Origin of the sequence: Sinimarinibacterium thermocellulolyticum, assembly GCF_040327995.1 — a bacterium.
Classification (GTDB): Bacteria; Pseudomonadota; Gammaproteobacteria; order Nevskiales; family Nevskiaceae; genus Solimonas; species Solimonas thermocellulolyticum.
Genome location: NZ_JBEPIJ010000017.1, coordinates 1 through 20,665, shown reverse-complemented (window position 1 = coordinate 20,665; position 20,665 = coordinate 1). Strand labels below are relative to the sequence as shown.

Annotated in this window: 20 protein-coding genes; 12 read left to right on the top strand and 8 right to left on the bottom strand. The window is 68.2% G+C overall.

The genetic code is table 11. The features are described from left to right. The first annotated feature begins 70 nt into the window (after positions 1-70). Both ABSH63_RS13035 and ABSH63_RS13030 read left to right on the top strand, forming a co-directional pair. The gene (locus ABSH63_RS13035) at positions 71-1,696 is read left to right on the top strand and encodes a hypothetical protein (RefSeq protein WP_352890308.1); all 1,626 of its coding nucleotides are present in this window, start codon (positions 71-73) and stop codon (positions 1,694-1,696) included. Beyond that, positions 1,693-2,013, top strand: a complete 321-nt coding sequence (locus tag ABSH63_RS13030; RefSeq protein WP_352890307.1) for a hypothetical protein — start codon at positions 1,693-1,695, stop codon at positions 2,011-2,013. The genes ABSH63_RS13035 and ABSH63_RS13030 overlap by 4 nt, the downstream gene beginning before the upstream one ends. Here ABSH63_RS13030 and ABSH63_RS13025 read toward each other — a convergent pair. Beyond that, positions 1,970-3,100, bottom strand: a complete 1,131-nt coding sequence (locus ABSH63_RS13025) for a glycosyltransferase family protein (RefSeq protein ID WP_352890306.1) — start codon at positions 3,098-3,100, stop codon at positions 1,970-1,972. The genes ABSH63_RS13030 and ABSH63_RS13025 overlap by 44 nt on opposite strands. A gap of 167 nt (positions 3,101-3,267) precedes the next feature. Between ABSH63_RS13025 and ABSH63_RS13020 the strand changes: the two genes are divergently transcribed. From ABSH63_RS13020 to ABSH63_RS13005, 4 genes are all read left to right on the top strand, one after another. Continuing rightward, on the top strand, positions 3,268-3,828 hold the full coding sequence (locus ABSH63_RS13020) for a TlpA family protein disulfide reductase (protein WP_352890305.1): 561 nt from the start codon (positions 3,268-3,270) through the stop codon (positions 3,826-3,828). Then, positions 3,779-3,994 carry a DUF4266 domain-containing protein gene (locus tag ABSH63_RS13015; RefSeq protein ID WP_352890304.1) on the top strand — a complete coding sequence of 72 codons (216 nt, stop codon included), beginning with the start codon at positions 3,779-3,781 and terminating at the stop codon, positions 3,992-3,994. The genes ABSH63_RS13020 and ABSH63_RS13015 overlap by 50 nt, the downstream gene beginning before the upstream one ends. Positions 3,995-4,055: 61 nt before the next feature. Continuing rightward, a complete protein-coding gene (locus tag ABSH63_RS13010) occupies positions 4,056-5,261 on the top strand; it encodes a DUF3570 domain-containing protein (protein ID WP_352890303.1) in 1,206 nt (401 codons plus the stop codon). A 7-nt stretch (positions 5,262-5,268) separates the two neighbouring features. After that, complete coding sequence (locus ABSH63_RS13005) at positions 5,269-6,159, top strand: FAD:protein FMN transferase (protein ID WP_352890302.1); 891 nt, start codon at positions 5,269-5,271, stop codon at positions 6,157-6,159. Positions 6,160-6,183: 24 nt separating this feature from the next. Here the strand turns inward: ABSH63_RS13005 and ABSH63_RS13000 are convergent, their stop codons facing one another. Further along, positions 6,184-6,849 carry a diguanylate cyclase domain-containing protein gene (locus tag ABSH63_RS13000; RefSeq protein WP_352890301.1) on the bottom strand — a complete coding sequence of 222 codons (666 nt, stop codon included), beginning with the start codon at positions 6,847-6,849 and terminating at the stop codon, positions 6,184-6,186. Between the two features lie 304 nt (positions 6,850-7,153). Between ABSH63_RS13000 and ABSH63_RS12995 the strand changes: the two genes are divergently transcribed. Both ABSH63_RS12995 and ABSH63_RS12990 read left to right on the top strand, forming a co-directional pair. Then, entirely contained in the window at positions 7,154-8,080 is a 927-nt protein-coding gene (locus tag ABSH63_RS12995) for an ABC transporter ATP-binding protein (protein WP_352890300.1), read from the top strand. Beyond that, positions 8,080-8,862, top strand: coding sequence for an ABC transporter permease (locus tag ABSH63_RS12990; protein WP_352890299.1), 783 nt, complete (start codon positions 8,080-8,082; stop codon positions 8,860-8,862). The genes ABSH63_RS12995 and ABSH63_RS12990 overlap by 1 nt, the downstream gene beginning before the upstream one ends. A 56-nt stretch (positions 8,863-8,918) precedes the next feature. On the opposite strand, the gene ABSH63_RS12985 is transcribed toward ABSH63_RS12990, so the two are convergent. From ABSH63_RS12985 to ABSH63_RS12975, 3 genes are all read right to left on the bottom strand, one after another. Continuing rightward, positions 8,919-10,016, bottom strand: coding sequence for a DUF6607 family protein (locus ABSH63_RS12985; RefSeq protein ID WP_352890298.1), 1,098 nt, complete (start codon positions 10,014-10,016; stop codon positions 8,919-8,921). 24 nt (positions 10,017-10,040) lie between these two features. After that, a complete protein-coding gene (locus ABSH63_RS12980) occupies positions 10,041-12,263 on the bottom strand; it encodes a TonB-dependent receptor domain-containing protein (protein ID WP_352890297.1) in 2,223 nt (740 codons plus the stop codon). A 151-nt stretch (positions 12,264-12,414) separates the two neighbouring features. After that, positions 12,415-13,140, bottom strand: a complete 726-nt coding sequence (locus tag ABSH63_RS12975) for a TetR/AcrR family transcriptional regulator (protein ID WP_352890296.1) — start codon at positions 13,138-13,140, stop codon at positions 12,415-12,417. Between the two features lie 17 nt (positions 13,141-13,157). On the opposite strand from ABSH63_RS12975, the gene ABSH63_RS12970 reads away from it, so the two are divergent. Together ABSH63_RS12970 and ABSH63_RS12965 are read left to right on the top strand one after the other, a co-directional pair. Further along, positions 13,158-14,201 (top strand): hypothetical protein, encoded by a 1,044-nt coding sequence (locus ABSH63_RS12970; protein WP_352890295.1) that lies wholly within the window; start codon positions 13,158-13,160, stop codon positions 14,199-14,201. Then, the gene (locus tag ABSH63_RS12965; protein WP_352890338.1) at positions 14,126-14,641 is read left to right on the top strand and encodes a c-type cytochrome; all 516 of its coding nucleotides are present in this window, start codon (positions 14,126-14,128) and stop codon (positions 14,639-14,641) included. Before ABSH63_RS12970 ends, ABSH63_RS12965 begins: the two co-directional genes overlap by 76 nt. 14 nt (positions 14,642-14,655) lie before the next feature. Here ABSH63_RS12965 and ABSH63_RS12960 read toward each other — a convergent pair whose 3' ends face one another. Then, positions 14,656-15,678: an AraC family transcriptional regulator gene (locus tag ABSH63_RS12960; protein ID WP_352890294.1), complete on the bottom strand. Its 1,023-nt coding sequence runs from the start codon at positions 15,676-15,678 to the stop codon at positions 14,656-14,658. A gap of 104 nt (positions 15,679-15,782) precedes the next feature. Here ABSH63_RS12960 and ABSH63_RS12955 point away from each other — a divergent pair, with 104 nt between their 5' ends. Beyond that, complete coding sequence (locus ABSH63_RS12955; protein ID WP_352890293.1) at positions 15,783-17,282, top strand: flavin-containing monooxygenase; 1,500 nt, start codon at positions 15,783-15,785, stop codon at positions 17,280-17,282. Further along, complete coding sequence (locus ABSH63_RS12950; RefSeq protein WP_352890292.1) at positions 17,279-17,959, top strand: acetoacetate decarboxylase family protein; 681 nt, start codon at positions 17,279-17,281, stop codon at positions 17,957-17,959. The genes ABSH63_RS12955 and ABSH63_RS12950 overlap by 4 nt, the downstream gene beginning before the upstream one ends. Before the next feature lie 67 nt (positions 17,960-18,026). Here the strand turns inward: ABSH63_RS12950 and ABSH63_RS12945 are convergent, their stop codons facing one another. Both ABSH63_RS12945 and ABSH63_RS12940 read right to left on the bottom strand, forming a co-directional pair. Further along, positions 18,027-19,703 (bottom strand): AMP-binding protein, encoded by a 1,677-nt coding sequence (locus ABSH63_RS12945; protein ID WP_352890291.1) that lies wholly within the window; start codon positions 19,701-19,703, stop codon positions 18,027-18,029. 13 nt (positions 19,704-19,716) lie between these two features. Next, positions 19,717-20,388, bottom strand: coding sequence for a TetR/AcrR family transcriptional regulator (locus tag ABSH63_RS12940; protein ID WP_352890290.1), 672 nt, complete (start codon positions 20,386-20,388; stop codon positions 19,717-19,719). Positions 20,389-20,665 lie beyond the last annotated feature (277 nt).

The following is a 20,665-nucleotide window of genomic DNA, read 5'->3' as shown; positions in this document are numbered from 1 at the left end:
CCGCGTACTGGAACCTGCGCGGCGCTGCCGCTAGGCTCGCGCGAGCGTTCCCGTTCGTTCGGATCTTGGCGTGACCCTCAGGCCGCTGCGCATCCTGCTGCTGTTCGCCGCCTTGCTGCTGCCACCGGTTGTGTGCGCACAGCACGACCTGTTCTCCGAGGCCCTGCTGATCCATCACCAGGTCGAGGCGCTGCAGCGCCAGCGCCAGTCGGCCTTGATCGTCTACGTCGGCGCCGCCGTCGATGACCTGATCCTGCGCCGTGCCGAGGTGCGCATCGACGAAGGCCCGCCACGGCAGTACGAGTACGGCGGCTTCGAACCCGAGGCGCTGCGGCGCGGCGGCCTGCATCGCATCTTCATCGACGATGTCGAGCCCGGCGCGCACCGGCTGCGCGCACGCTTCTTCGTGCGCCGCGTCGGTGCACGACCGGATTCACCGCGCTTGGTCATCACCCTCGACGAGACGTTCACCAAGCATCACGCGCCGCTGTCGCTCGAACTCGCCGTGCAATCGGACGGCCGCGGCGGCGCATCACTGCGTGTGCTGCGCAGCGACGGGCGCAGCGATGCGCTGCGCCAGCGCGTGGCGCGCTTTGCCGAGGACGCACGCCTGAACTGGGTCGCCGCGGCCGAAGGGCCTCCGGTGTCGGCGATCCCCGAGCCGGCGCCGCCGAGCCAGAACGTCGGTCTGTTCAATGCCGCGCTGGCGCTGTTCCGCAGCGATCGCCGCGCGCAGGCGATCGAGCTTTTGACCCGTATCGGCACTGGCGAGGACCAGACCGCCGACGAGCAGATGGTGCGCGACCTCGCCAACCTGACGCTCGGCTATCAGATGCTGCGCGAGGGCGACGGCGCCGCCGCCAGTCTCGCGCTCGGCCGCGTGCGCAGCCCCGGGCCCTATGCCAATCCGGCGCTGCTCGGCCTGGGCTGGGCGGCGCTGTTGCCAACGGGCGCCGCCACGCGCAGCACGCGCAAGGCGGGCAAGCCGGCGGCGCTGTCCGACGAGCAGGCCGAGGCGCTGCGCCGGCGCATGCCGCTGCAGTACGGCTGGACGCAGGGCGTGCAGATCAGCGAGCGCAGACTGCGCTCGGCGCTGGTGCCGTGGAACGAGCTGGCGCTGCGCAACCCCTTCGATCCGGTGGTGCAGGAGGGCATGCTCGTCCTCGCCTATGCGCTGCAACGGCTTGGCTACGAGGAGCAGGCTAGGCAGCAGTACCTGCGCGCGATCGAGCGGCTCGAACAGGTGCGCCGCCGCCTCGACGAGCTGCTGCCGGAACTGGAGGACGGCCGCTTCTTGGCGCTGCTCGACGCCGAGGTCGATCACGGTTGGCGCCGCTGGCTCGCCGACTTCGATACCGATGCGCGCGAGGGCTACATGCGCCTGCTCACGCAGGACGCCGATTTCGTCGACGCCGTCGAAGCGCGGCGGCCGCTGGTGTTCCAGCAGCGGCTGCTCCAGCGCCACGCGCAGACGCTGGCGACACTGCCGCAAGACGATGCGCACGTGCGCGCGCTGCAGGTACGCCTCGACGATCTGCTCGAGCGCGGCGCCACGCCGTTGGCCGAGGCAGGCGCGCGCGTGCGTGACGCCGCGATCGCGGTGCTGCTGCGCAGTCGCCGGAGCACCGACGCGCACTTGGCCGACGCGCGCTTTGCCCTCGCGCGCATCTACGATCCGCCGCAGGAGCGCCGATGAACCCGTTCGTCAGATCATTGCAGACCCTGTTGCTGGCGGGCGCCGTGCTCGCTGGGCTGGCCGCGCTGGCGCAGGAGGACGTGTTGCCGGCGGTTGCGAGCGATCCGGGCGGCACGACCATCGTCGGCGAGCGCGACACCGCCGTCGGCCTGTTCGTTGCGCCGTGGCAGGAGCCGTCGGCTTCGGTCCTCGACACTGCGCCGGGCCCTTACGATGTGCCGATGCAGCCGGTCGAGATCGAGCGCTTCCGCCGGCTCGCCGACTACGACCGCGTCAGCCGCGACTATGAGCGGGAGCGCTGGCTCGACGGACGCTGACGCGCCGCTGCGCGCGCTGCGTGCGCGTGTGCACGAACTCGCCGATGTAGCGGTGCAGGATCTCGGTGGCCTCGGCGCGGCCGTTGCCCGCGTGTTCGCGCATGTTAGACGTGTACCAGTCGTGGTTGCCGAGGAAGCGGTCGATGTCGCTGGGCGTCAGGCGCTTGAGATCGGCCTGCATGCCCACGCCCATGCGCTCGATCATGTGTGCGTTGAGGCGCTGCTCGAAGGCATCCTCGGGCAGCGCCAGCAGCGGCTTGCCGAAGTGGATGGCCTCGCCGATGAGCTGGTTGCCGGCGGTCGACAGCACCGCGCGGCAGCCGGCGAGATCGCGCACGAAGCCGTCGACGCTGGGCGCGCGAAAGTCGAGGTTGTCATCGACGCCGCGCAGCCTGGTGCCGTAGACCACGACCTTGCAGTCGACGAGGCGCAGCGCGCGGTCGACGTGCGGCAGGTACTGGTGCTCGCCCTTGTTGAAGTAAGCCAGCAGGTAGTCGCCGTTCGCGGCCTTGGTGCGCAGCACCTCGTCGCGCAGCATCGGGCCGACGATGCGCACCTGCGGATACGCGGCTTGCGCCGGATAGAAGCTGGAGATCAGGATGCGTTCGGGCACACCCATGAGCGCGCGGTAGGCGAAGGCGTCGCGCATGCCCAGCGCCCACAGCTCCGGCGGGAAGTGTGGCTTGCAGTAGGCGATGATGCCGACGTGATCGAAGCTGATGCGCGGGATGCCGAGCTTTTGCGCGACCCGGTGCGTCCACGCCTCGGAATCCGAGATCACGAGCTGGATGCCGCGTTCGCGGAACTCGCGTTCGATCAGCGCCGAGCCCGCGCCGCCGAACAACAGGTCGCACATCGGCGCGAAATTGCGCGTCAGCGTGCGCCGCAGCGAGTGGCGGCCGCTGTCGTCGTACTGGTAGCCGATCGAGGGAATGCGCACCGTCGGAAAGCGCGGCGCGAGCACATCGAAGGCATCCGCGCCGGCGAACACCGTGACCTCGTGCTCGGCCATCAGCGAGGGCAGCACCGACATCGTGCGCATCGCATGTCCGCGGCCGTAGCCCATCACGCCGTAGGCGATGCGCATCGCAAACGCTCCTGGATCCGTGTTCGCCGATTCATGGGCCGGCACGTTATGAACGACGGATGCCGGCAGTGTGAACGTACGCGGAAACTTTCGTGACACACGGCTGCCGCCGCGACCGGCAAAACCGAGTACGCCGAGTGCCCGCCAGAGGTTAAGCTTGCGCGACCATGATCCGACGAAACCTGAAACGGCTGCTGCGCATCGCGACGCTGGCGCTGTGCGGGGTGCTGCCGCCGGTGCAGGCCCTCGAGATCGGCGAGGCGGCGCCGGCGCTGGTGGCGATGCAGCCCGATGGTCGGGCGCTGGCGCTCGCGTCCTTGCGCGGGCAGGTGGTCTACGTCGATTTCTGGGCGTCGTGGTGCGCGCCCTGTCTGCAGGCCATGCCTGCACTCGACGCGCTGCAGCGCCGCTACGGCGCGCGCGGCTTCGCCGTGATCGGCGTCAATGTGGATACCGAGCGCAAGGCGGCGCTGCGCATGCTCGAGCGCGTCGGCGTCGGCTTTGCCATCGTGCTCGATCCGCAGGGGCGCTGGCCCGAGGCCTTCGGCCTGAGCGCGATGCCGAGCGGGTACTTGCTCGACCGCGCCGGTGTGGTGCGCTTCGTCAAGGCCGGCTACATGGCCAAGGATCTGCCGCAGATCGAGGCGGCGGTGCTCACGCTACTGGGGGATGACGGTGATGCAAAGACGATGGCACCTCGCGCTGCCACTGGCGGCGCTGCTCCTTAGCGCCTGCGCCACGGTACAGCCGTGGCAGCGCGGCGACCTCGCCCGCAACGAGATGGCCTTCGAGCCGGATCCGCTGCTCGCGTCCTATCGCCGCCACGTCGAGTTCAGCAAAGAGGCCGCCAGCGGCGGCGCGACGCTCAGCGGCGGCGGCTGCGGGTGTAACTGAAGACATCGAGCACGACGGGGGGATCCTGGCGTCGCGAGGGGTCCACTCAATGGGGAGAGGCATGAATAACGATGGGGCCAAGAAGCCGACTGCGCCGGCGAAACCTTCTCTGTCGGCGCTCACCGCCGCGGCGCTGGCGCTGCCGGGGTTGGCGCCGGCGCAGGTCGAGACCGATCTACTGTATTCGCGCTATCAGGAGGCAGACCTTCCCGGCGAGCGCAGCAGCGACGGCGTGGACCACCCGCGCTACGAGATCGACACCTATCTGTTCCGGTTGGCGGCGCCGCTCGGCGATCAGGCGGTGGTGGCCAACCTCACCTATGAAACCTTGAGCGGCGCCTCGCCCTGGTATGTAGAGCCGCGCCAGGCCGGCGTCGACGACACACCGGTGCAGGTCATGAGCGGTGCGAGCATCCGCGAGAACCGCGCCGATGTGCAGTTGACCTGGGCGCTGCCCTTGGGTGGCATCGACTGGGGCGTGTCGCTCGGCTATTCGACCGAGGACGACTACCGCGCCACCAGCGGCGGCATCGAGTTCGAGTACCGCCCGCTGGGCAGTGCGCACAGCCTCAGTGGCGGTGTCGGTTATTCCTACGACAAGATCGACCCCGTCCGCGGCGCGCGTAGCCTCGACGTCATAGAGGCGGCCGACAAGGACAGCCTCAACGCCTTTCTCGGCGTCTCCTGGGTGCTCGATGCACGCACCGTGTTGCAGACCGCCGTCAGCTACGGCCTGCACGACGGTTTCCTGAGCGATCCCTACAAGCGCGTCTACGTCGTTCAAGGGCCGACGCTGATCGCCGACAGCCGGCCCGAGGAGCGCCAACAGTTCACCGCCAGCGCGCGCCTGCGCCGCTACCTGGCCGGGGTCGGTGCCGCGTTGCACGCAGACTACCGCTACTACCGCGATGACTGGCAGATCGAGGCGCACACGGTCGAACTTTCCTGGCATCAGGCGCTCGGCGAGCACTGGCGCGTGGTGCCCGGCCTGCGCTGGTACAGCCAGTCCCAGGCCGAGTTCTACGCCCCATACTTTCAGACGCCGCGCAGCGACGGGCTCGCCTCCAGCGACTACCGCCTCTCGCCCTACGGCGCGCTCACCGCGCGCCTGGATCTGCGCCGGGCACTGCCGGGCGACTGGGAGATCGGCATCGGCGGCGAGTGGTACGAAGCCAGCGCCGACTACGCCGTATCCTCGGTCGCGGTCGAAAGCCCGGGTCTGGTCGAGTACCTGATCTTCAACTTCAGGCTCGGCACGCGGTTCTGACTCGCCCGTGGCGGTGCTGCGCGTACACCGCTTCAAGGCGTTGGGCGGTCCCTGCACGCTCTACGCCTACGCTGGCGACGACGCCGCGCTGCGCGCCGGCGAGGCCGAGGCACGACGCATCGAGGCCAAGTATTCGCGCTACCGCGACGACAGTATCGTCTCGCGCATCAACGCCGCGGCCGGCATGGCGGCGGTCGAAGTCGACGAGGAGACGGCGGCGCTGCTCGACTACGCAGCGACCGCCCACGCGCAGAGCGGCGGACTGTTCGACATCACCTCCGGCGTGCTGCGCCGGGTCTGGAATTTCAAGACAGAGCGCGTGCCGACCCAGGCCGAGATCGACGCGCTGCTGCCGTTGATCGGCTGGGACCAGGTCGAGTGGCAGCGCCCGCACATCCGCCTGCCGCGCGCCGGCATGCAGATCGACTTCGGCGGCTTCGGCAAAGAGTACGCGGCGGATCGCATCGCCGCGTTGCTGCGCGCCGCCGGCGTGCGCCACGGACTGGTCGATCTGGCCGGCGACATCTGCGTGCTGGGGCCGCACCAAGACGGCAGCGCCTGGCAGGTCGGCGTGCGGCATCCACGCGCAGCCGGTGCGATCGCCACCGTGCCGCTGCGCCACGGGGCCATCGCATCGAGCGGCGACTACGAGCGTGGTTTCGTCCACGACGGCCGCCGCTACAGCCACATCCTCGATCCGCGCAGCGGCTGGCCGGTGCAGGGACTGGCGGCGGTCAGCGTGCTCGCCGATCAGTGCCTGATCGCCGGCACCGCGGCGACCTGCGCGATGCTGCTCGGCGACGAACAAGGACCGGCGTGGCTGGCCGCGCTGGGTCTGCCGCACCTTGTGGTCGACGCACAGATGCGCGTGCGCGGCAGCGTGCAGTCGGCACCCTGAAAGCCTGTAGCCGTTCCGAAGCGCTCAGGCCGCCTGCTCGTCGGCCATACCCTCCTCAGCGATAAGCGGCGCGGCGGTGGAGTCGCTGCGCGCGGCGGCCTGCAGCAACAGCCGCGAGTGGCGGCCGTCGCGAGGGAAACTCGCCGTGCCCACGTGCGCCTGCGCATGCACCACCTCGTCGCCGACCTGCAGCGGCAGCGTACACGCGGCGAGCAATTGCTCGCGCAGCGCGCGCGGTACATCGGCCTGGTGCAGGCGCGGGCGTAGCAGCGCGAACTCGGTCTTGCCGTAGCGCGCGAGCAGATCGGCCGAGCGCGTCAGCGGCTGCAGCCGCTGAGCGAGAAGGCGCATCGCTTCGTGCAGTGCCGCCTCGTCGTGCAGGCCGGGGAAACGCAGGTTGCCGTAGAACAGGTCGAACTGCTGGCCGCTGCGCTCGCAGCGCTGGATCAGGCCGACGATCTCCTGCTGGAACGACGCGCGGTTGCGCATCATCGTAGGCCCGTCATAAAGCGCGAGCATGCGTGCGCGTTCTTCGAGCGCCCGCTGCCGCTGGCGCGCTTCGCGGCGTACGCGAAGCCGCGAGCGCTGCGCCGCGAGCGCGATCAGGCCGATGCCCAGGGCAACGAGTCCGCCCGTGCCGAGCAGCAACACCACGCCCGGGCGGGCTCCGGCGAGAAGTTCAGCAATCATTTTGGTCGATGTCTCGGTCACACTGAAACCGGTCCATCCACCATGCCCGGGGACCGGGCTGCCGTGTCGTCCGTTTTTCCGGCCGTGGCATACGGTCATCGGCCGGCACCGCCCTGCTCGCCGCAGGTCGGACGGCGGCCGCCGTCCAGCCCGCGCCGAACGGGTGCCGCCTCATCCGTCTGACCACGCCCTCCGAGTGCGACCATGACCTTCAGCGGCGCGCCCTGCGTACAATCGCCGCCGCTGCGTTCCGTCGAAACGGCCCGGCCTCTTCTTCGATCGACCGGCCCACACCGGAGCTTGCGTGTCGAACATCCTTTCGATCCAGAACCTCGGCAAGACCTATGCGTCCGGCTTCGAGGCGCTCAAGAACGTCAATCTCGACATCCGCCGCGGCGAGATCTTCGCGCTGCTCGGTCCCAACGGTGCCGGCAAGACGACCTTGATCAGCATCGTCTGCGGCATCGTCAAGGCCAGCAGCGGGTGCGTGCTCGCCGACGGGCACGACATCGTCCGCGAGTTCCGTGCCGCGCGCGAGCGAATCGGCCTGGTGCCGCAGGAGCTGCTCACCGATGCCTTCGAGAGCGTCTGGGCCACCGTGAGCTTCTCGCGAGGGCTGTTCGGCAAGCCGCGCGACGATGCCTACATCGAAAAGGTGCTGCGCGAGCTTTCGCTGTGGGACAAGCGGCACGAGAAGATCCTGGCGCTTTCCGGCGGCATGAAGCGGCGCGTGATGATCGCCAAGGCGCTGTCGCACGAGCCCAAGATCCTATTCCTCGACGAGCCGACCGCCGGCGTCGATGTCGAGTTGCGGCGCGACATGTGGGCTTTGGTGCGCCGTCTGCGCGACGACGGCGTGACCATCATCCTGACGACGCACTACATCGCGGAAGCCGAGGAGATGGCCGATCGCATCGGCGTCATCCACAAGGGCGAGCTGATTCTGGTCGAGGACAAGGCGGCGCTGATGGCCAAGCTCGGCAAGAAGCAGCTCACCCTGCACCTGCAGCAGCCGCTGAACGAGCTGCCGCCGGGGCTGGAAGGCTACACGCTGGAGCTGGCCGATAACGGCCACGCGCTGGTCTACACCTTCGATACGGCCACCGAGCAGACCGGCATCGGCGCGCTGCTGCGCCGGCTCAACGAGCTGGGGATCGACTTCAAGAGCCTGCGCTCGAGCGAATCCTCGCTGGAGGAGATTTTCGTCAACCTGGTCAGGAGCCGTTGCTGATGACCGCGTCTGCCATGCACTTCAACATCCACGGCGTCCGTGCGATCTACCGCTTCGAGATGGCGCGCTGGTTCCGCACGCTGCTGTCGAGCATCGCCTCGCCGGTGATCTCGACCTCGCTGTACTTCATCGTCTTCGGCGCGGCGATCGGCGCGCGCATGGGCGAGATCGGCGGCGTGCCCTATGGCGCCTTCATCATTCCGGGGCTGGTGATGCTCACGCTCTTGACCGAGAGCATTTCCAACGCCGCCTTCGGCATCTTCATGCCCAAGTGGTCCGGCACGATCTACGAGGTGTTGTCGGCGCCGGTGTCGACCGCCGAGATCGTCATCGGCTACGTCGGCGCGGCGGCGACCAAGTCGGTGCTGCTCGGCTTTCTGATTCTGGCGACCGCGCGCGTGTTCGTGCCCTATGGCATCGAGCACCCGCTGTGGATGCTGGCCTTCCTCGTGCTGACCGCGGTCAGCTTCAGCCTGTTCGGTTTCATCATCGGCATCTGGGCCGAGAGCTGGGAGAAGCTGCAGATCGTGCCGCTGATGATCGTCACGCCGCTGGCCTTTCTCGGCGGCAGCTTCTACTCGATCGAGATGCTGCCGGGCATCTGGCGCGAGATCGCGCTGTTCAATCCGGTCGTCTATCTGATCAGCGGCTTCCGCTGGAGCTTCTTCGGCGCAGCGGACGTCGGCGTCGGCACGAGCCTTGCCATGATCGGCGTGTTCCTCGTGCTGTGCCTTTCCACCATCGTTTGGATGTTCCGCAGCGGCTACAAGATCAAGCGCTGAACGCTGGTGCGGCCGCGCCGAAGCCAAACGTGCGCCGCCGCGGCGTTTGCGCGGCTTCACTCGCCGCGCGCGTGCGCAGGCGCGCTGGCGGCCAGTGCAGTGCCCGGCGCCGCGGTCCAGCGCTCGAAGACCGCGCGGATCTGCGCATCGGCCACGGTGCCGCCGGCGCGCACGCGCTCGGCCTGCTCGAAGAACGCCGTGATGATCGGCATGCCGTCGACCGCGGTCCGCAGGCGGATGCCGCCGTCCGCGGCGAGGCGCCGTGTCCATTCGGCGCGCACGTTGGCCCAGTACGCCTTGGTGCGTGCCCAGTAGTCGTAAGCCGGCGAGAAGTCGAAGCCTTCGATCAGCCGGTAATCGTTGAAGCCGAACTCACGCACTAGCGTTTCCCGGGTGCGGCTGCCGTCGCGCACCGTCTTGGTGTTGTCCTGTTCGTGGGTCCAGCCGCTCGGCGTGATCGTGTGCCGGTTTTCGGCGTTCAGTGCGTTGTAGTCGGAGCGCTGTGTGTACTCGCGGCGCGGCAGCGGCCGCCAGCTACGGTCCGAGGTCCAGGTGGAAACGCCGTATCGATGGTTCCAGCGTCCGGTCCCGCAGTAGCGCGGTGCGTCCGAAACCTCATAGACGCACTGCGTCCAGTGGCCCGCGATGCGTTCCTCCGGTAACGGGTGCAGGCGCCAAGTCTGGTCCTCGGTGAACTCCCAGCGCGACGTCGCCTCGTAGTGCCAGTCTTGCCGCCAGTGCTTGATCACCTGCGTGCCGTCGCTGCTGACCAACAAATGCTGCAGCACGATGTGCCGCGGCGAGTCTTCGACGAGGATGACGACCTCCCAGGCGCCGTCGGTTTTTTGCCGGCGAGGCGTGTAGCCGCTTTTCAGCGCCGCCGTCTCCTTGAAGGTGTAGCTCACCTGGTATTCGCCCTGCATGGCCAGGATCGCGGCGCGGTCGCGCGCCAAGGGCGTCGGCTCGGCGGCGATCGCGCGTGTGCGGTGCGGATCGTCGATCGGCCTCACCGCGGCGCGCGTGCCGGACGTCGCTGCCGCCGGGCCGCCGGCTTCGGCGCCGGCGGAGCCCAGATGGGTGCAGCCGGCGATCAGGCCGGCGGACAACAGCAACACGGAGTCGATGAGGGCTTTCGTGGCGAACGTTCTGCGCATGACGGGCTCGCGGGTGGATCGGTGTCAAAAGCCGAAGGACAGGCTGGCGCGCAGGTTGCGCCCAGGGCTTGGCAGGACGTTGAGATGGTCGCGATAGCTCGTGTCGGTGAGGTTATCGATGCCGAGCACCAGCCGCGGCGCGACCAGGCCAAAGCGCCGGCCGCTGCCGAAGGGTTCCCAGGACCAGCCGAGATCCCAGACGCCATAGGCCGGTGTGGCCGGAACGAGCGCCTGCGGCTCGCCGTTCTCGTCCGCGACGACCGGCACGCGTTGCTGGCCGAAGTGCCGTGTGAAGGCGAGTGTGGTGCGCAGGCTCCCGGCCAGATCGGTACGCCAGTCCAGGTTCACGCGCAGGCGATCGGCGGGGATGTTCGACAGCGGCTGGCCGCTGCCCTCGTCGCGGCCGCGCGTATGGCTGTAGCTGGCGCCGAGCTGCAGCGGTCCGACGCGGTAGGCGGTTTCGAGTTCGCCGCCGTAGATCGTCGCTGCGTCCAGGTTCTTGCTCGTCGTACTGCCGCCGACGAAGACCGGGGGCAGCAGCGGATCGATCCGGCCGTCGTCGCCGCGATTGACGCAGCCGACCGGTGGCATCGGGCTGATGCAGCGCGCCGCCGGGAATTCGGATTCGACGGTGACGGCCAGCTCGATGAAGTCGCGGATGCGGTTGCGGTACAGCGAGCCGCTGAGCAGAGCCTGCTGACCGGCGGCGAAACCCGGCAGGTCGAGGCTCCAGCCGAGCTCGACGTTGCGGGCCTTCTCCGGCCGCAGCTCGGGATTGGGCACGAAGTCGTTGCCGAGGAAGTGCTGCCCGGACGCGAAGATCTCGATCAGGCCAGGGGCGCGGAACGCGCCGTTGTAGGCGGCGCGCAGGTGTAGACCGTCGGTCAGCCGCCAGACCAGCCCGAATTTGGGGGACACCGCGGATTCCACGACCGCGGCATCGTCGGTCTGGTTGGTCGTCGAGCGATAGCGGTCGTAGCGGATGCCGGATACCAGCGAGAACGCCTCGAACCGGAGCTCGGCTTGCGCGAATGTGCCGGCGAGCCGGCGCTGCGCATCGGGAAACTGCGGTCGCGGCGCGCCATCGCGCGTTGCGCGCGAGCGATCACGGAAACCATCGACGCCCAAGCTCAGCAGCAAGTCGGCGAGGCGGTCACCCTCGAGCACTACGGTGACGTGGCCGTTGGCGCCGTCGGTGCGGAACTCGCTGCGGTCGGCGCGCGGTTCATCGACGCGGTCTTCGCGGATGTCCAGCGCGTCGCGGTACACGTCGAGTTGCGCATGACGCAGCCAGCCGGTGCCCTCACCGAAGCCGTAGCGGGCCACGGTATAGCCGACGTCGTTGCGGCGGTCGACCAGCGGGTTGGTGTCGCTGATGCGGGTCGCCGGATTGCTCGGCGAGCGCCCGGACTGGGCATAGCCCTGATGGACGATGCTCAGCCGATGCGGGCGGGTCGGCGGCAGCCATGACAGTTTGGCGAGGTGGCTGTCCACCGCCAGCCCGGTGTGTGGTTCCACCTCGCCGTCGCCGCGCTCGTAGTCGCTCGATTCGCGGCGTACCGCACTGGCGACGAAATCGAGCTCGCCGAGGCGCAGCGCGCCGACGCCGCTGCCCATGCGCTCGTCGCTGACGCTGCCGAAGCCGGCACGTACGCGACCGCCGGCGCGCTCGTCCTGCGCGAGGAAGTCGCGCGCGTCCTTGGTGGTGAACACGACGACGCCGCCGAGCGCATCCGAGCCCCACAACGCCGAGGCCGGGCCACGCAGCATCTCGACCTGTTTGAGCATCTCGGGATCGACCAGCAGGCTGGAACGATGACCGCCGAGGAAGTTCTGGCGCGCACCGTCGACGACCAGCAGCACGCGCGGGCCCGACAGCCCGCGCACGTTGACGAAGGCGCCCTCGGGCCGCGGTCCGCCTTCGACCGCGACGCCGGGCAGCTCGGCCAGTAGCTCGCCGACGCTGGATGCCCCGCTGTACTCGATCTGACGCGCGCCGATTACCGAGACCGAGGAGGTCAACTCGTCGATCTCGCGCGGATCGCGGGTGCCGACGACGACCTGCGGCGGCAGCTCGACAACCGACGGATCGGGCGCTGCCGGCGCTGGCGCGTCCGCCGCCTCGGCCGGCGGCGCGGGCAGTGCGATGGTCGGAAGATCGTCTGGTTCCACAGGCGCCTCGTCCGCGCGCAGCGCCGGTGTCATCCCCAGATACAGCACGCCGGCCAGCACGAGCCCGCAACGCATGGAACGCTCCTTGTAAAGATAAGGATCGGCCTGGCGTGGGCTGGGCGGCGCGCGAAATATAGCTCACAGAAAACGAATGCGTCCAGTTCTCATTTGAGTCCGACGAGGAGTGAGACGGCCGTCTGCCAACGCAGCGGCTCGGGCCGACGCCTCACAGCAGCTTGAGCACCATCTCGACCAGGGTCTGGGTGAGCCGCTCGCGCGACAGGTGCGAGGGGCGATACAGCACGCTCTGCAGGATCGCCGACCAGACCATGGTCATGAGCAGGTAGGTGCTGGCTTCGCGGTCGTCGAAATGGATCACGCGCTGGCTCTTGTGGCCGCCCTCGCGCGCGATCTGATGCAGCGTATCGGAGAGGTCGCGCACCTGCGGGATCTCCCACAGGAACGGCACCTCGCGCAGCGCCACGCGCAGCAGCGGCCCACGTTGTTCCAGCGCCTCGGTCATCGCCCGCATCCAGTAGTCGATACCGCCGCGCGGCTGGTCGGGCAGCGTGAGCGCCGTGCGCATGCTGCCCGAGACCTCGGCGGTGATCTCGCTCATGGCCCGTGCCAGCGCGGTGGCGACGATCGACTGCTTGTTCGGAAAGTACTCGTACAGCGAGCCGATGCTGACGCCGGCGACTTCGGCGACCCGATTGGTCGACACGGCCGCGTAGCCTTCGGCGGCGAGAAGCCGAGCCGCGGCTTCGACGATGGCGTCGAAGGTGGCTTGCGCGCGGGCCTGGCGGGGTTGTTTTTTGGGCAGCAGCTCAGGCGTTTGGCGATCGCTGGCAACGGGCATCGGCGTGCAGTCGCATTCCGAGTATTTCCGAGTCTGGATTCGGATTATGCGGCAACCCGCCGTCGATTGGAGGATGACGCCGATGATGCGCATCATGGGGGGGTGCGGCCATGCTCGCGCTCGTCGCGGCTTGCGCCGGCGAAGTCACCGAACACGCCGGCGGCGCGCCGCCGCCCAGCCCGCAGCCGGCGGATATGCCGCTGCTGGGTGGGCCGCGCGGTGGCAGCGTCTGGTCGAATTTCTGCGCCGGGCGCGCCGACGATACGCCGCTGCCACGCGATCCGCGCACCCTGGTCGTGCCCGGCGTCAATCGAGGCAAGGCCGTGGCCTTCAACGCCTACTGGCGTGACTGCGACAACGGTGTGCCCAAGCCGCGCACCTGCGGCGAACTGCGCGCTCAGGCTGCACTCGGTGCGCTGGTGGGTCTGGGCAATGGCGAGGTCGGCAGCACCACCGCCTTCGCCGGCGGCGCCGAGAACCCCGGTATGCTGCTGCCCGCGCAGAGCTATAACCAGCTCTGGCGCGTCTGGGGACTGTCGGCGCGCCCGGACAACTTCGATGAGCTCGTGGCCGAACGTTACGGCTCTGCTCGGAGTCTCGGCCGCAACCCGTATCCGCTGCCCGGCGAGGACCCGAACGAGACCGACGGCGGCTCCGGCCAGCTGCCCATGGCCTTCACCCAGGTGCGCGGTGCCGACGGTCGCTGGAGTGCGAAGATCGGCATCAAGGTCTGCGTGCTATGCCACAGCGGTCAGCTCGGTACTCCTGCCGATGGCCCGGGATTGGGGCCTCAGCCTGGCGGCGCCGGCGCGATCGGTGATTTCACCGTCGCCTTCTACGACTTCGCCAAGACCGCGCTGCTCGATCCGCGCAACAGCGCGGCGCTGACCGACTTCGGACCGGTGGCCGGACTGACCGTCGCCACCAACCGCGGCACCGGCGCGATCGACTTCTTCCAGCTCGGCTTCATCCTGTTCAGCAACGGCGATCCGCAGCAGCTCAACAAGACGCCATCGAGCGCAACGCCTTCGTCTACTGCGGCCTCGGCCTCGCCGGTACCGAGGGCGACACCACGCCGATCCTGCTCGCCCCGCCGCTGTGGGGGGTCTGGGCCGCCGCGCCGTACTTCCACAACGGCTCGGTGCCCAAGCTGATGGGAGTGCTCGATCCCGCGGTCGACCGGCCGCGGATCTGGCGTCGTGTGTCGGCGCCCGCGCGGCCCGATCAGGACGGCCAGGTGGTGATGGGCTACGACACCGATCTGGCGCGCGCCTACGATTTCGAGCGGCTCGGCTGGCACTACGAGGAACTGCAGTGCGGCCAGATCGGCACGCTGCCGTTCATCGACTGCGACCCACTCGATGGCGACGCGCCGCCGCTGCCCGAGCGGCTGCTGACCGCGCTGTATACCGAAATCGCGCTGGCCTGGAACCTGCCGCGCGTGGACATGCTCGGCATGAGCAATGCGCAGATCGAGGCGCGCAAGATCTACAACACCAACGAGCACAGCCAGGGCAACCAGGGTCACGCCTTCACCGCGGTGCTCACCGACGCCGAGCGCCGCGCGATCCTGGAATATCTGAAGACGCTGTAGTCCGCAACAGGCGGCTACATCGATGCGCGTCGCTGCGCCCGGTACGCGCTGGGGGTCACGCCTTTCCAGCGCTTGAAGGCGTGGATCAGGCTCGCCGGTTCGGCGTAGCCGAGGCGTTCGGCGACTTCATCGAGCTTGAGTTTCGCGGTGGTGAGTAGCTCCTCGGCCAGCGTCTGCCGTACCTCGTCGGTGAGCGCGCGCAGACTCGTGCCCTCGGCGCGCAGGTGGCGCCGCAGGCTGCGCTCGGAGATGCGCAGATCGCGGGCGACGGCGGCGGCGTCCGGCAGCGCGCCCGGCATCTGCAGCAGGCGCTCGCGCACCTGGCCGGCGAGACCGGCGCGCGCCTGGCGGCGTGCGAGCAATTGCCGGCATTGCTCCAGGCACATGCGCGCCAGCAGCGGATTGGCCTGCGGCAGCGGCGCATCGACATCGGCGAGATCGAAGCGCGCGGCGTTGCGGTCGGCATCGAAGATGGGATCGACGCCGGCGATCTGGGCGTAGCGCGACGCATGGGCCGGCGCCGGATGCCGAAAGCGCAGCTCGCGGATCGGCAGTCCCGCGGGGCGCAGCTCGCGCAGCACGTTGCAGCAGGCCGCAAAGTCGCGTTCCAGCAGGAATTGGCGCACGTCGTCCGGAATCTCATCGTCGTCCATGTGCACCCAGAACGCGCCATTCTCTTCGCCCCGGCGAAAGCGCACGAAGGCATAGGACAGGTCGAGAAAGCGCGACACCACATCGGCCACCGCGCGGAAGTTCGGGCTGCTCAGCAGCGCGAAGCCCCAGATGCCATAGGCCGACAGGTGATAGCGCAGGCCGGCGGTAAGGCCCAGGCCCGACACCTGGCCGAGCCGCGCGACCAGGTTGCGCACGAGCTGCAGTTCCTGCGCCGCGCCGATCTCGGCGGCAGGATCGGTCAGCATGGTCGCGGTGATGCCGGTGCCGCGCAGCGCATCCGCGGGCGCAAGGCCATGTTCGGACGCGAGCTGCACCAGCAACTGCGCGCTGACCACGGTGCGGCGGACGGCGGTGCTGGCCATGGCCGAAATTATCAATCGATTGGCCAGCGCCGTCATCCCGTCGGGACGATCGAACTGACAAGATGCTGCATCGGCAAACGTCCCGCGCAGATGGAGGAGAAACCATGGCCGACGGCGGCAACGGCACACCCCTGAAGGTCGCGATCATCGGCAGCGGCTTCGGCGGCCTGGGCATGGCGTATTCGCTCAAGCAGTCCGGCATCGAGCACTTCGCGATCTTCGAAAAAGCGCGCGATCTCGGCGGCACCTGGCGCGAGAACACCTATCCGGGTTGCGGCTGCGACGTGCCCTCGCATTTCTACTCGTTCTCCTTCGAGCCCCACTATCCCTGGGCCTGGCGCTACGCCAAGCAGAGCGAGATCCACGCCTATCAGCACCACGTCGCGAAGAAGTACGACCTAGAACGCCACATCCGCTACGGCATGCAGGCCATCGAGATGGCCTTCGATGAGGCGCGCGCGCTGTGGACGCTGCGCTTCGCCAATGGCGAGACGGTGCAGGCCCAGACTGTGGTCAGCGCCGTCGGCCAGCTCCATCAGCCGGCGTACCCGAACATTGCCGGTCGCGAGCGTTTCGCCGGCAAGAGTTTCCACTCGTCGGCATGGGATCACGACTTCGATCTGAACGGCAAGCGCGTGGCCGTGATCGGCACTGGCGCGAGCGCGGTGCAGTTCGTGCCGGAGATCGCGCCCAAGGTCGGCAGGCTGCACCTGTTCCAGCGCTCGCCCGGCTGGACCTTCCCCAAGGTCGAAAAGCAGTTCTCGCGCTTCGAGCGCTGGCTGCTCGACACCTTCCCGCTGATCCACGATCTCGATCGCTTGCGCATCTTCATCATCTGCGAGCTGCTCGCCGCGGCCTACAACGGCAACAGGCTGCTCGCCTACCTGGTGACCTCGATCTCCAAGCTGCAGGCCTGGTGGCAGGTGCGCGATCCGGTGCTGCGCAAGAAACTGCGGCCGGATTTTCCGATCGGTTGCAAGCGCATCCTGCTCTCCAATGCCTGGTTGCCGGCGCTGACGCGACCCAACGTCGAGGTCGTCGACGATGCGATCGTCGAGATCGTTGAAACCGGTGTGCGCACGGCCGATGGCCGGCTGCGCGAGGTCGATGCCATCATCTACGGCACCGGCTTCAAGGCCACGCAGTTCCTGACGCCGATGCGCGTGCGCGGGCTCGGCGGCAAGGATCTGCACCAGACCTGGGCCAAGGGCGCCGAGGCCTACTACGGCATGGCGGTCTCGGGTTTTCCGAACTTCTACATGCTCTACGGCCCGAACACCAATGTCGGCTCGGGCTCGATCATCTACATGCTCGAACGCCAGCAGCGCTACATCGCGCGCCTGATCGAGGCGCGCGAGGCGCACGGCTGGGACTATCTGGACCTGCGCGCCGAGGCGCAGGCCGCCTACGCCGCCGAGATGCAGCGACGCAGCGCCGGCACCACCTACAGTGGCAATTGTCAGAGCTGGTACAAGACCGCGGATGGTCGCAACACCAACAACTGGGTCGGATCGATGATGGAGTTCTCGCGACGCCTCAAGCAGCCGGTGCTCGAACACTATCGCGGGGTCGCGCGGCGGCTCCCTGCGGAGAAGGTCGCATGAGCGCGTACACCGACGCCCCCGCACCGTGGCGCCTGCACGGACGCGGCTACATCAGTCTGCTGCGCTTTGCCGAAGGCAGCACGGCACAGGATGCCTTCGTGCCGCCGAGCCTCGCCGGCAAGCGCTCGCGCTCGCGCACGGCGTGGATGATGTTCGTCGACTACGCCGACTCGGACGTGGGGCCGTATCACGAGCTGCTGTTCATTCCGGGCAGCTTCCCGTTCGAAGACGGCCAGCGCCACCTGTCGATCAGCCGCATCTTCGTCTCGTCGATGGACAGCGTCGTCAACGGTCAGCGCAACTGGGGCATCCCCAAAGACCTCGCGCAGTTCGACGTGCGCTATGGCAACGGCGGTGTGGACCACGTGACGGTGCGCCAGAACGGCGCGCTGATCGCCGAGTTGCGCTACCGCAGTTGGCCGCTGCCGCTGCCGTTCGCGACGGCGCTGGTGCCGCGCGCCTGGCGCACGCTCGGCCAGCACCGCGACGGCCGCGCGTTCATCTACACGCCATCGGCGACCGGCTGGATCAAGCCCGCGCGGCTGATTCAAGCGCGCTCGAATCCGGCCCTGTTTCCCGATCTGTCGGGCGTGACCTCGCCGCTGTCGGTCGCGGTGCCGCGCTTTTCGATGAGGTTTCCGGTGTCGACGGTGCTGCCGCTGGACTCGTCGAGCTGATCCTGCCGGTGCGCTCGGTCACGGCGAGGCGCAGCAGATCACCCCGGCACTCGCCCAGCATCCGCGCTCACTCCCAGATCACCGCCTTGCGCGCGGCGAACCAGCCGTCGATCTTGGGCGCGGTGCGTTCCTCGATGACGTTGCGGCGGATCTTCATCGTCGGCGTCAGCGCGCCGTTGTCGATGGTCCACGGCTCCTTCACGACCACGGCGAAGGCGAGCTGCTCGTGCGGGTCGAGGCCGGCGTTCACCTCGTCGATCAGGGCCTTGAGCTCGCCCTCGAGTGACGCGCGGTAATCGGCGTCATTGGCGGCGGCCTTGCGCGCATCCTCGGCGAGCAGCATCAGCGCGAAAGTCGCCGGCTGATTGGCGCCGCCGACGCAGACCGCCTCGATCTTGGGATGCGCACCGAGCTTGTTCTCGATCGGCACTGGCGCGACGTACTTCCCCTTGGAGGTCTTGAACAGCTCCTTGACGCGGCCGGTGATGCGCAGGCGGCCTTCGTTGTCGATCTCGCCCATGTCGCCGGTCTTAAAGAAGCCGTCTGCGGTGTAGCACTCGGCGGTCTTCTGCGGTTCCTTGAAGTAGCCCATCATTTGTCCAGGACTCTTGACCAGCACCTCGCGCGTTTCCGGGTCGATGCGGCATTCGACGCCGACATTGGCCTGGCCGACGTAACCGATGCGCGCCGCGTTGGGCCGGGAGAAGTGCGAATAGGCCATGTTCTCGGTCATGCCGTAGGCTTCGAGCAATTCGAGGCCGAGGCTGCGGTACCAGGCGATGGTTGGCGGCGGCAGCGGCGCCGCGCCGGTGAGACCAATGCGCACGTGATCCAGGCCCAGGCCTTCGAGAATCTTGCGCTTGACCCTGCGCCCGAGGATGGGGATGCGGAACAGGATCTCTTGTTTCTTCTTCGGCAGCTTGGCTTCTACGCCGAGCTGAAACTTGGTCCACAGCCGCGGCACCGAGAAGAAGATCGTCGGCCGCGCACGCTTGAGGTCATCGAGGAAGGTCTCCAGCGACTCGGCGAAGAACACGTGGAAGCCGTGGTAGGTCGACTGCGTCTCGACGACGATGCGCTCGGCGACGTGCGCGAGCGGCAGATAGGAAATCATGCGGTCATCGGGGCACGACGGCATGATGTCGACCATCTTGGTGCCGCAGACGTAGAACGAGCGGAAGCTCTGCATCACGCCCTTGGGCTGGCCGGTGCTGCCCGAGGTGTAGACGATGGTCGCCATCTCGTCGAGATCGCGATCGGGGTTGCCTTGCAGCGGCGCCGTGCGTGCGAGGATGTCGTCCCACTTCTCGCCTTCGGTCGGCGGCGCCAGCGGCAGCGTCACCACCGGCAGGTGCTTGGGCACGCCCGGCTTCATCGCCGCCCAGCCGTCCAGCTTGCCGACGAACAGCAGCTTGGATTCGCTGTGTTCGAGGATGTAGCGCACGGTCTCCGCGGCAAGCGTCGGGTACAGCGGCACGGTGACGTGACCGGCCATCCAGATCGCCCAGTCGGCGATGATCCAGTGCGCGCTGTTCTTGCCGAGGATCGCGATCTGGCTCTTGGGCGGGAAGTTCAGCGACTGCAAATACGCAGCGATGCGCCGCGCCTGGTCCACCGCCTGCTTCCAGGTGTACTCGACGACCTTGCCGCCACCGACCGGCTGGGTGAAGTGCACGGTGTCCGGACACCGTCGTTCCCAGTCATAAATGCACGCCAGCGGCGTGCGCTCGCTTGGCGCCGTCATCTCGAAGCTCTCCTCACTTGGATTTCTTGGGGGTCTTCTTCGTCGGTGCGGCGGTCTTCCTGGCCTGCGTGTCGAGGTACGGCGCCAGAAAGCCGATCATCGCGGTGATCGCCGCGTCGCGGTATGCGGGCGTGATCTCACCGTGCTCGAAGAACGATCGCCGGAACACCGCGGTGCCGATATCGGCGCACAGCGTGGTCACGTCCGGTGGCCCTTTCGGCAGCGCACGCCCGGAGGACCATACCCTGCGACCTAGATCGCCCAGATGCTTGTTGGTGCGCTCCTGCGCACGATAGCTGTCGTCGGTCACCGCGCCGCCGAGAATCAGCAAGCGCGCTGCCGGATTGGCGTTGTGGAACTTGACCGCATGCTCGACGACCCGGGCGATGCCCTCGCGCCAGCCGAGCGCGCGCAGCTCCTCGGCGCGCGAATAGAACACCGTCTCGAGCTCGACGAGATAGCGTTTGACCAACTCGTTGAGAATCGCATACGGCGTCGGGAAGTACGCGTAGACACTGCCGCGGGTGTAGCCGAGCCGCTCGGCTATCGCCGGGATCGAGAAGCCGGACAAGCCGGCTTCGATCAGCAGTTTTTCGGCCTCCTGAAGAATGCGTTCGAAGCGGTCTTTCGCGCGCTGCTGCGTGGGTTGCTTCGCGATCGCGAGGGGGTCCAGGGCGTCGTCCATGACGGGGAGGATAGCGCCAGTCAAACAATTTGACAAATGTCACGATAAGAGTATATTGACATAAGTCATATACAGGCGTGCTGCGGTCGCGTGCCGCGAGGAGACAGCCGATGAATGCAGGCCATGCGAATGCAAGGGACGCCCGCCTCGGCGGCCTGCTGTCGGCGCTGCTGCTTTCTGCCTGCGCGGGCGAATACAGCGGCGGCGAGCCGGGACCGTCGCCGGGCGGCGGGGGTGGCGGCGGCGGCGCTGCGGCGAGCGCACGCGAGCTGTTCGA

Bases quoted from the DNA above. Each gene is read 5' to 3' on its own strand.
- ABSH63_RS13030 (WP_352890307.1), top strand. From the start codon at position 1,693: ATGAACCCGTTCGTCAGATCATTGCAGACCCTGTTGCTGGCGGGCGCC.
- ABSH63_RS13025 (WP_352890306.1), bottom strand. From the start codon at position 3,100: ATGCGCATCGCCTACGGCGTGATGGGCTACGGCCGCGGACATGCGATG.
- ABSH63_RS13020 (WP_352890305.1), top strand. From the start codon at position 3,268: ATGATCCGACGAAACCTGAAACGGCTGCTGCGCATCGCGACGCTGGCG.
- ABSH63_RS13015 (WP_352890304.1), top strand. From the start codon at position 3,779: ATGCAAAGACGATGGCACCTCGCGCTGCCACTGGCGGCGCTGCTCCTT.
- ABSH63_RS13010 (WP_352890303.1), top strand. From the start codon at position 4,056: ATGAATAACGATGGGGCCAAGAAGCCGACTGCGCCGGCGAAACCTTCT.
- ABSH63_RS13000 (WP_352890301.1), bottom strand. From the start codon at position 6,849: ATGATTGCTGAACTTCTCGCCGGAGCCCGCCCGGGCGTGGTGTTGCTG.
- ABSH63_RS12990 (WP_352890299.1), top strand. From the start codon at position 8,080: ATGACCGCGTCTGCCATGCACTTCAACATCCACGGCGTCCGTGCGATC.
- ABSH63_RS12985 (WP_352890298.1), bottom strand. From the start codon at position 10,016: ATGCGCAGAACGTTCGCCACGAAAGCCCTCATCGACTCCGTGTTGCTG.
- ABSH63_RS12980 (WP_352890297.1), bottom strand. From the start codon at position 12,263: ATGCGTTGCGGGCTCGTGCTGGCCGGCGTGCTGTATCTGGGGATGACA.
- ABSH63_RS12975 (WP_352890296.1), bottom strand. From the start codon at position 13,140: ATGCGCATCATCGGCGTCATCCTCCAATCGACGGCGGGTTGCCGCATA.
- ABSH63_RS12970 (WP_352890295.1), top strand. From the start codon at position 13,158: ATGCTCGCGCTCGTCGCGGCTTGCGCCGGCGAAGTCACCGAACACGCC.
- ABSH63_RS12960 (WP_352890294.1), bottom strand. From the start codon at position 15,678: ATGGCCAGCACCGCCGTCCGCCGCACCGTGGTCAGCGCGCAGTTGCTG.
- ABSH63_RS12955 (WP_352890293.1), top strand. From the start codon at position 15,783: ATGGCCGACGGCGGCAACGGCACACCCCTGAAGGTCGCGATCATCGGC.
- ABSH63_RS12950 (WP_352890292.1), top strand. From the start codon at position 17,279: ATGAGCGCGTACACCGACGCCCCCGCACCGTGGCGCCTGCACGGACGC.
- ABSH63_RS12945 (WP_352890291.1), bottom strand. From the start codon at position 19,703: ATGACGGCGCCAAGCGAGCGCACGCCGCTGGCGTGCATTTATGACTGG.
- ABSH63_RS12940 (WP_352890290.1), bottom strand. From the start codon at position 20,388: ATGGACGACGCCCTGGACCCCCTCGCGATCGCGAAGCAACCCACGCAG.